Genomic DNA, 8,947 nt, shown 5'->3' with positions numbered 1-8,947 from the left:
GGTGCCGGAGTCGAAGATCGTGGAGACGCTGATCGAAGAGGCCATGAAGCTGGCCGGGCAGATGGAGAAGGACGGCGTGCCCTCGGGCGAGCCGTCGGTCTCCGTCGCGGACTGACACCCTCAGCCGGACCGGAGCACGACCCCCGGGGGCGACAGCCCCCGGCACGGCGGCACGGGCGCCGCCGCCCGCAGGTCGAAGGGCCGGCCTCCGCGAGGCGGCACCGCACAAGCTCCGCAGGTACAGTGCGGAAATCAGCAGACCGAGTGTGTGTGAGGCCCCGCCCGTGTTGACGCAGACCACCTCCCGGGTCCTCGAACCGAGCGACCTGGACGCCGCCCTCGCCGTCCTCGACCGCGAGCCCGTGGCGAACGCCTTCGTGACCTCACGGGTCCAGGCCGCCGGCCTGGACCCGTGGCGGCTCGGCGGCGAGATGTGGGGCTGGTACGAGGGCGGCATCCTCACCTCGCTCTGCTACGCCGGCGCCAACCTGGTCCCCATCTGCGCCACCCCCAGGGCGATCCGCGCCTTCGCCGACCGCGCCCGCCGCGCGGGCCGCCGCTGCTCCTCCATCGTCGGCCCGGCCGACACCACCGCCGAACTCTGGCGGCTCCTCGAACCCCAGTGGGGCCCCGCCCGCGAGGTCCGCCGCCACCAGCCGCTGATGGTCACCGACCGGCTGCCCGAGCACATCGCCCCGGACCCGTACGTCCGCCGCGTCCGCAAGGACGAGATGGAGACGATCATGCCGGCCTGCGTGGCCATGTTCACCGAGGAGGTCGGGGTCTCCCCGCTGGCCGGCGACGGCGGCCTGCTCTACCAGGCGAGAGTCGCCGAACTCGTCGGCTCCGGCCGGTCCTTCGCCCGCTTCGACGCCGACGGCAAGGTCGTCTTCAAGGCGGAGATCGGCGCCGCCACCGACCGGGCCTGCCAGATCCAGGGCGTCTGGGTGGCCCCCGAGCACCGCGGCAAGGGCCTCGCGGCCCCCGGCATGGCGGCCGTCCTGCGCTACGCCCTGGCCGACGTGGCTCCCGTGGCGAGCCTCTACGTCAACGACTTCAACACCCCCGCGCGCCGCACCTACGAGAGGGTGGGCTTCAAGGAGGTCGGCGCCTTCATGAGCGTCCTCTTCTGACCCTGGGCCGGGACTGTAGGCTCCCCGCCATGGACCCCGTCATCGGCCCTCTGGACCTCACCGCCCACGTCGACGAGGCCCTGGCCGTCCAGGCCGCGGCCTTCGGGCTGGGCCCCGACGAGGTGGCGGTCCGCCGGCAGATCGTCCTGCGCCACATGACCCACCGGGGCGCCCGGGCCTACGGGGCGACCGCCGACGGCCGGCTGCTCGGTTTCGTCTACGGCATGCCCAACGACCGCACCCACTGGTGGTCCACCGTCGTCGAGCCCTACCTGCGCGCCCAGGGCAACGACCACTGGCTCGACGACTCCTTCGTCATCACCGAGCTGCACGTCCACCCCCGCCACCAGAAACAGGGCATCGGCCGCGCCCTGATCACCACCATCACCGACACCGCCACCGAGCCCCGGTCGATCCTCTCCGCCATCGACGTCGAGAGCCCCGCCCGCAAGCTCTACCGCTCCCTCGGCTACAAGGACCTCGCCCGCCAGGTGCACTTCCCCAGCGCGCCCAAGCCCTACGCCGTCATGGGCGCCCCGCTGCCACTCCTTCGCGCATAACCGATTTCCACCGGCTGGCACCGCCCGGCTAACCTCCTGTCATCACCCAGACGCAGCAGGAGTACGAGAACCATGGCGAACGCACCGGTCCAGCGCATGTCCCAGTTGATGGCGAAGACGCTGCGCGACGACCCGGCGGACGCCGAGGTCCTCAGCCACAAGCTGCTCGTCCGCGCCGGCTACGTCCGCCGCACCGCCGCCGGCATCTGGTCCTGGCTGCCCCTCGGCAAGAAGGTCCTCGCCAACATCGAGCGGGTGGTCCGCGAGGAGATGGACGCCATCGGCGCCCAGGAGGTCCTCCTCCCGGCCCTGCTGCCCCGCGAGCCCTACGACGCCACCGGCCGCTGGGACGAGTACGGGCAGGAACTCTTCCGCCTCAAGGACCGCAAGGGCGGCGACTACCTCCTCGGCCCCACCCATGAGGAGATCTTCACCCTCCTGGTGAAGGACCAGTGCACGTCCTACAAGGACCTGCCGGTGATCCTCTACCAGATCCAGCACAAGTACCGCGACGAGGCCCGCCCCCGCGCCGGCATCCTGCGCGGCCGCGAGTTCCTGATGAAGGACTCCTACTCCTTCGACCTCGCCGACGAGGGCCTCGCCGAGTCCTACGCCCTCCACCGCAAGGCCTACCAGCGGATCTTCGAGCGCCTCGGCCTCGACTACCGCATCTGCGCCGCGACCGCCGGCGCCATGGGCGGCTCCAAGTCGGAGGAGTTCCTCGCCCCCGCCGAGGCCGGCGAGGACATCTTCGCGGACTGCCCCAACTGCGACTTCGCCGCCAACACCGAGGCGATCTCCTACGAGCTGAAGCCGGCCGAGGCCACGGACGTCCCCGCCGCGGAGGACATCCCCACCCCCGGCACCCCCACCATCGAGACCCTCGCCGCCCAGCTCGGCGTCCCGGCCTCCGCCACCCTGAAGAACCTCCTGGTCAAGGTCGACGGCGAGATCGTCGCCATCGGAGTCCCCGGCGACCGCGAGGTCGACATGGGCAAGGTCGAGGCCCACTTCGCCCCGGCCGCCGTCGAAATGGTCACCGAGGCCGACTTCATCGCCCGCCCCGACCTGGTGCGCGGCTACGTCGGCCCCCAGGGCCTCGACAAGGTCAAGTACATCGCCGACCCGCGGGTGGCCCCCGGCACCGCCTGGATCACCGGTGCCAACAAGGCCGACACGCACACCAAGAACGTCGTCGCCGGCCGCGACTTCGAGGTCGACGAGTACGTCGACGTGGTCGTCGTCGAGGAGGGCGACCCCTGCCCCGAGTGCGGCACCGGCCTCAAGCTGGACCGCGCCATCGAGATCGGCCACATCTTCCAGCTGGGCCGCAAGTACGCCGACGCCCTCAAGCTGGACGTCCTCGGCCAGAACGGCAAGCCGGTCCGCGTCACCATGGGCTCCTACGGCATCGGCGTCTCCCGCGCCGTCGCCGCCCTCGCCGAGCAGACCGCCGACGACAAGGGCCTGTGCTGGCCCAAGGAGGTCGCCCCCGCCGACGTCCACGTCGTCGCCGCCGGCAAGGCCCTCCAGACCGAGCTGGCCCTCGACGTCTCCGAGAAGCTCGCCGCCGCGGGCGTCCGCGTCCTGGTCGACGACCGGGCCGGCGTCTCCCCGGGCGTGAAGTTCACCGACTCCGAGCTGATCGGCGTCCCCCAGATCCTGGTCGCCGGCCGCCGCGCCGCCGAGGGCATCGTCGAACTCAAGGACCGCAAGACCGGCGAACGCGAGGAACTCACGGTCGAAGAGGCCATCACCCGCCTCACGGCCTGACCGCCCCGGAGGGGGCACCCGCACACGCGGGTGCCCCTCTTCATCTGCGGGCGCCCCGGTGTCCCGCGCCCGTCCGTGGCGGCCTCCTCCCAAACCCCACCACGCGCGCCCTACAACCAGCCGGCGAACTCCAGCAGCAGCTCCGCATCCTGCTCACGCCCCACACGCCGCGCCCGCACCCCCGACTCCACCGCACGGAACAGCGTCCACCCGCGCAACCGCTCCTGATCGACCTCCAGCGACTCCGCCAGCCGCTTCACCCGCCGCCGCGTCGTCGCCGCCCCCGACGGCTGCGCGATCAGATCCTCCACCCGGTCCCGCACCAGCCGCGCCAGATCGAAGGCGCACTCACCGATCACCGGATCCGGCCCCACCGCCAGCCACGGCATCCGCTCCCCGGCCAGCACCTTGCTCTGCCGGAACGTCCCGTGCAGCAGCCGCGTGGCCGACTCCGGCGTCGTCGCCAGCAGCTCCTCCCGCGCCGCCAGCGCCGCCTCCACCAGCGGCCGCACCTCGGGATCCTTCTCCGCACTGGCCCGCATGGCCTCCGCCTGCCGCCCCGTACGCTCCTCGACCGTCTCGAAGCCATGGCCCTCGGGCGGCGGCACCCACAGCCGCCGCAGCGTCCCCGCCGCCTCCAGCAGCGCCTTCGCCTCCGGCAACGACCGCACCGACACATCCGGATGCAACCGCTCCAGCAGCAGCACACCCTCCTCGGCACCTTGCCCGGCACCCTGCCCGGCCGAGGACTCCAGCAACTGCACGGCCCCCAGCCCACCCCAGTGCGCCAGCGCCGCCCGCTCATGCTCCGGCCGCGCCCGCGCCGGCGCCAGCTTCAGCACGGCCGGCGTCCCGTCCGCCGTCCGCACCAGCACCACCAGGCTGCTCCGCCCCCCGGGCACCTGCACCCGCTCCACGGTCAACTCGCGCGCTGCGACGGCCCGCTCCGCCATCCCCGGCAGCTTCGCCAGCCAGTCGTCACCGTCCGGCGCCGTCTCCGCGAGCGCCCTCACCAGACGCTTCGGCGGTTCGAAAACCATGCGCGAGTCGTTCCCTTCCTGCTGTACGCGGCGCGTGCACGCCGCCCCCGTCATCGCGCCGGTGCCGCAGCTCCCGGCGTCGTACCGGTCGCCGACCGCTCGGCGAGCCCAGGGAAGGCTACGCTCTTCCCACTCCAGCGCACCGACCGCACCGCCGCCTCCCGCAACGCCTCGGCCGCCGCCCGCCGCCGCTCACCCGTGCTGTCCCGCACCAGGTCGGCGTAGATCCCGGCCACCCGGGCCTCCAGCTCCGCAGCGAGCCGCACCGCAGCGGCCGCGTCCGGCACCGCGAACGGCAGCGCATACCCCGCGGCCGCCGCCACAGGCGTACCGCCCGCGTCCCGCACCTGCCGCACCAGCGCGTCCCGCCGGGCCCGGTGCGCGTCGTACGCGGCCCGAGCCTCCCCGCGCCGCTCCTTGCCGATCCGCCCGCCGACGACCCCGTAGCCGTACACCGCCGCATGTTCCGCGGCCAGCGCGGCCTGCAGCGCCCGAAGCTCCCGGTTCCTGGCCTCGCCGTCGCTCATCTGGTCACCCTCTCCGGTCACCCCTTCGTCAGCAGATACGCACGCGCCGCACCGGACGCCGCCACCGAGGCCAGCAGCCGCGCCAGCTCACCCGGAGCATCCACCAGCGCCTCGGCCCGCCGGTCGGCCAGCTCCCGCTCCGCCGCGGCGAGCTGAGCGAGCGCCTCCTTCTCGTCCTCAGGCACCCCTGAAGGCGCCGCACCCGAACTCGCACCGCCCGAAGGCGCCACCACAGCCTCCGCGGAGGGCGAAGCCGACTGCGAAGCCGACTGCGAAGCCGACTGCGAAGCCGACTGCGATGACGAAGCCGAAGGCGAGGCGTCCTTCCCCGCACCACCCCCGAACGCCGCCTCCTGCCGCACCACATCCGCCCGCAGCGGCCCCAGCCGCCCCGCCAGCTTCGGATGCGCCGCGATCACCGCGTCGTACCGCTCCACCAGCTCCTTGCTCTCCCGGGCCGCCCGCGCACGCGCCCGCTCCTCCGCCGACCCACGCCTGCGCTCGCCCGCCCCCGAGGCCCCGGACCCACCGGTGCAACCCGTCGTGACCGCAGCCGGCAAGACCGCAGAAGCAATAAGCAGACTCCTCCTCCGCGGCCCCACCGCAGACGAAACCGAAGCCGGAGACGACACATCAGCCGACGACGACACAGAAGCCGGAGACGACGGAGACGACAGGGACTGCGGGGACAACGACACGGCAGACGTCCTCGGGGAACTCGTGCGGAACGCGGCGGCGGAAGACGATGACGGGCCACAGCCCGCGATCACGGTACCCGGACCCACGCCCGACCACCGCCATCGGCACCCTTAGCCCACCCTGAGCGCACCCTGAGCCCACCCCGGGCCGCTCCCGCGGCGCAGCCGACCGCACCGCGCGTCACCAGGTGGACGGCAACACCCTGCGCGACCGGATACCCTTTGACCAGACACGCGACCCATCCCACAACAGCACACGCGGCCGAGGAGTCACCCGGATGAGCACCACCCAGAGCGAGAGGCTGCGAGAACTTCTGGAACCGCTCGTCAGCTCACAGGGCCTCGATCTCGAGGAGATCGCCGTGGACTCGGTCGGCCGACGGCGTGTGCTGCGTGTAGTCGTCGACTCCGACACCGGTGCGGATCTGGACCGGATCGCCGATGTGAGCCGTGCGCTCTCGGCGAAGCTGGACGAGACGGACGCGATGGGCAGCGGGGAGTACACCCTCGAGGTCGGGACCCCCGGCGCGGAGCGCCTCCTCACCGAGCACCGGCACTACGTCCGCGCCACGGGCCGCCTGGTGAAGTTCCAGCTGGCGGACGGCGGCGAACTGGTCGCCAGGATCCTGAAGACCGACGACGAGGGTCTTGATCTCGAAGTGCCCGGAGTGAAGGGCCGCAAGGCCACCACCCGCAGACTCGCCTTCTCCGACATCGACAGGGCGCGCGTGCAGGTCGAGTTCAACCGCAAGGACAAGAAGGAAGAGGAGGCGTAGCCGTGGACATCGACATGAGCGCCCTGCGGGGCCTGGTAAGGGAGAAGGAGATCTCCTTCGACCTGCTGGTCGAGGCGATCGAAGCGGCCCTCCTCATCGCCTACCACCGCACCGAGGGAAGCCGCCGGCACGCGCGGGTGGAGCTCGACCGGGAGACCGGGCATGTGACCGTGTGGGCGAAGGAGGACCCGGAGGACGTTCCGGAGGGCCAGGAGCCGCGCGAGTTCGACGACACCCCGTCCGGCTTCGGCCGTATCGCCGCCACCACGGCCAAGCAGGTCATCCTGCAGCGGCTGCGCGACGCCGAGGACGACGCGACGCTCGGTGAGTACGCCGGCCGCGAGGGGGACATCGTCACGGGTGTGGTCCAGCAGGGCCGCGACCCGAAGAACGTGCTGGTGGACATCGGCAAGCTGGAGGCCATCCTGCCGGTGCAGGAGCAGGTGCCCGGCGAGAGCTATCCGCACGGCATGCGGCTGCGCAGCTATGTGGTGCGGGTTGCGAAGGGCGTGCGCGGTCCCTCCGTCACGCTCTCGCGCACCCACCCGAATCTGGTGAAGAAGCTGTTCGCCCTGGAGGTGCCGGAGATCGCCGACGGCTTCGTGGAGATCGCCGCGATCGCCCGTGAGGCCGGTCACCGCACGAAGATCGCCGTCCGCTCCACCCGGCCCGGCCTCAACGCCAAGGGCGCCTGCATCGGCCCCATGGGCGGCCGGGTGCGCAATGTGATGGCGGAGCTGAACGGCGAGAAGATCGACATCGTCGACTGGTCCGACGATCCGGCCGAGATGGTGGCGAACGCGCTCTCGCCGGCCCGGGTGTCCAAGGTCGAGATCGTGGACATGGCGACCCGCTCCGCCCGGGTCACCGTGCCGGACTACCAGCTGTCCCTGGCGATCGGCAAGGAAGGGCAGAACGCCCGGCTCGCCGCCCGTCTGACCGGCTGGCGGATCGACATCCGGCCCGACACCGAGCAGGCCGCGGAGTGACAGGTCACGCGGCTCCGGCGGCGTCCGGGGAATAGATCCAGTCCGCAGGGCGCTGAGATCACGACAGCTTTGCGTCCGCCAGGTGTTCGATTCTTGCCCCAAAGGGGTGAGGTCGGTCCGGGGAGGTAGACTTAGCTGTGTCTGGCCGGACACGTACCCGCGCATGCCCTGAGCGCACCTGTGTGGGGTGCCGGGAGCGAGCGGCCAAGAACGAGCTGCTGCGGATCGTGGCGATCGAGGGCGCATGCGTCCCCGATCCTCGCGGTACGCTGCCCGGCCGGGGTGCTTATGTGCACCCCGTCCCGGTCTGTCTGGACCAGGCAGTGCGCCGCAAGGCGTTTCCGAGGGCGCTGCGCGTCCCGGGACCGCTCGACGTAAAGGCGTTGCGCCAGTACGTCGAGCAGGCACAAGGTTGCTGAGAGCAGCCCGCAAGAAGCGCCGTACGGAGCCCCCCGTGCGGTCTGGTACCTCGCGAGTCGAAAGCAGGTCGAGATTGCGATGAGCACTCGATGAGTACGCGATGAGTACGCCCATGAACTAGCGACGGTCCGGACGCAACCCGGACCTCAAAGGAGCGAAGTGGCTAAGGTCCGGGTCTACGAACTCGCCAAGGAGTTCGGTGTGGAGAGCAAGGTCGTCATGGCCAAGCTCCAGGAACTCGGTGAATTCGTCCGTTCGGCGTCTTCGACCATCGAAGCGCCCGTAGTACGCAAGCTGACCGACGCCTTCCAGCAGGGCGGGGGCAACGGCAAGTCCGCCGCGAAGCCCGCCGGGCCCAAGAAGGCATCGCCGTCGGCTCCCAAGCCCGCCCCCGCGCCGTCCCCGGCGCAGGCTGGGGGCACCTCCCGCGCCGGTCAGGCAGCGGGGGAACGCCAGGCTGCCCCGAAGCCGCCGGCCGCGCCCAAGCCCGCCGAGAGCCAGCAGCCCTCGGCTCCGTCGGCGCCCTCGCCGGCCACTCCTGGTCCGCGCCCGACGCCGGGTCCGCGGCCCACGCCGCGTCCGGCTCCGGCGGCCCCGGAGTTCCAGGCCCCGCCGTCGGCCCCGGCCCAGCCGGGTCCGAAGCCCGGCGCGCGTCCCGGCGCCCCGAAGCCCGGTGCGCGTCCCGCCGGCCAGGGCGGCCAGAGCCGTCCGGCGGGCCAGGGCCAGCGTCCCGGTGGCGCGGCTCCCCGTCCGGGCGCCCGTCCGGCCGGTCCGCGGCCGGGCAACAACCCCTTCACCTCCGGTGGCTCCACCGGCATGGCCCGTCCCCAGGCGCCGCGCCCGCAGGCGCCGCGTCCGGGCGGTCCCGGTGCCCCCGGCGCCGGTCCCCGTCCGCAGGCCCCCGGCCAGGGCGGTCCGCGTCCGCAGGCTCCGGGCGGGCAGCGCCCGACCCCGGGCTCGATGCCGCGTCCGCAGGGCGGTCCCCGTCCCGGCGGGCCGGTCCAGGTCCCCCGCGGGGACGTGGTTGGGTA

The 8,947-nt window shown here is 72.5% G+C and carries 10 protein-coding genes and 1 pseudogene; 8 read left to right on the top strand and 3 right to left on the bottom strand.

What is annotated here, in order from left to right; genetic code table 11:
- From ABD198_RS30055 to ABD198_RS30035, 4 genes and pseudogenes are all read left to right on the top strand, one after another.
- Window positions 1-115: pseudogene (locus ABD198_RS30055) on the top strand (flavodoxin-dependent (E)-4-hydroxy-3-methylbut-2-enyl-diphosphate synthase); the annotation flags it as partial.
- Window positions 116-284: 169 nt separating this feature from the next.
- Window positions 285-1,133, top strand: coding sequence for a GNAT family N-acetyltransferase (locus tag ABD198_RS30050; RefSeq protein ID WP_344007811.1), 849 nt, complete (start codon window positions 285-287; stop codon window positions 1,131-1,133).
- Window positions 1,134-1,162: 29 nt separating this feature from the next.
- Window positions 1,163-1,693 carry a GNAT family N-acetyltransferase gene (locus ABD198_RS30045; RefSeq protein WP_344015819.1) on the top strand — a complete coding sequence of 177 codons (531 nt, stop codon included), beginning with the start codon at window positions 1,163-1,165 and terminating at the stop codon, window positions 1,691-1,693.
- A gap of 72 nt (window positions 1,694-1,765) precedes the next feature.
- On the top strand, window positions 1,766-3,466 hold the full coding sequence (locus tag ABD198_RS30035; RefSeq protein WP_344007809.1) for a proline--tRNA ligase: 1,701 nt from the start codon (window positions 1,766-1,768) through the stop codon (window positions 3,464-3,466).
- A 110-nt stretch (window positions 3,467-3,576) separates the two neighbouring features.
- Here ABD198_RS30035 and ABD198_RS30030 read toward each other — a convergent pair whose 3' ends face one another.
- The 3 genes from ABD198_RS30030 to ABD198_RS30020 are packed head-to-tail and all read right to left on the bottom strand — an operon-like array spanning window position 3,577 to window position 5,665.
- A complete protein-coding gene (locus ABD198_RS30030) occupies window positions 3,577-4,506 on the bottom strand; it encodes an aminoglycoside phosphotransferase family protein (protein ID WP_344007807.1) in 930 nt (309 codons plus the stop codon).
- A 50-nt stretch (window positions 4,507-4,556) separates the two neighbouring features.
- On the bottom strand, window positions 4,557-5,033 hold the full coding sequence (locus ABD198_RS30025; protein ID WP_344007805.1) for a ferritin-like domain-containing protein: 477 nt from the start codon (window positions 5,031-5,033) through the stop codon (window positions 4,557-4,559).
- A gap of 17 nt (window positions 5,034-5,050) precedes the next feature.
- Entirely contained in the window at window positions 5,051-5,665 is a 615-nt protein-coding gene (locus ABD198_RS30020) for a hypothetical protein (protein ID WP_344007813.1), read from the bottom strand.
- A 344-nt stretch (window positions 5,666-6,009) separates the two neighbouring features.
- Between ABD198_RS30020 and rimP the strand changes: the two genes are divergently transcribed.
- From rimP to ABD198_RS30000, 4 genes are all read left to right on the top strand, one after another.
- Window positions 6,010-6,507, top strand: coding sequence for a ribosome maturation factor RimP (rimP, locus tag ABD198_RS30015; protein WP_344007803.1), 498 nt, complete (start codon window positions 6,010-6,012; stop codon window positions 6,505-6,507).
- A gap of 2 nt (window positions 6,508-6,509) precedes the next feature.
- A complete protein-coding gene (gene nusA, locus ABD198_RS30010; protein WP_344007801.1) occupies window positions 6,510-7,496 on the top strand; it encodes a transcription termination factor NusA in 987 nt (328 codons plus the stop codon).
- A 137-nt stretch (window positions 7,497-7,633) separates the two neighbouring features.
- Window positions 7,634-7,915 carry a YlxR family protein gene (locus ABD198_RS30005; protein ID WP_344007799.1) on the top strand — a complete coding sequence of 94 codons (282 nt, stop codon included), beginning with the start codon at window positions 7,634-7,636 and terminating at the stop codon, window positions 7,913-7,915.
- 160 nt (window positions 7,916-8,075) lie between these two features.
- On the top strand, window positions 8,076-8,947 hold an 872-nt coding region (locus tag ABD198_RS30000), incomplete at its 3' end, for a translation initiation factor IF-2 N-terminal domain-containing protein (protein ID WP_344007795.1).

Source organism: Streptomyces thermocarboxydovorans, from assembly GCF_039524635.1.
GTDB classification, from domain to species: domain Bacteria; phylum Actinomycetota; class Actinomycetes; order Streptomycetales; family Streptomycetaceae; genus Streptomyces; species Streptomyces thermocarboxydovorans.
The sequence above is the reverse complement of the archived record's forward strand: the minus strand, read 5'-3'. Positions and strand labels throughout refer to the sequence as shown.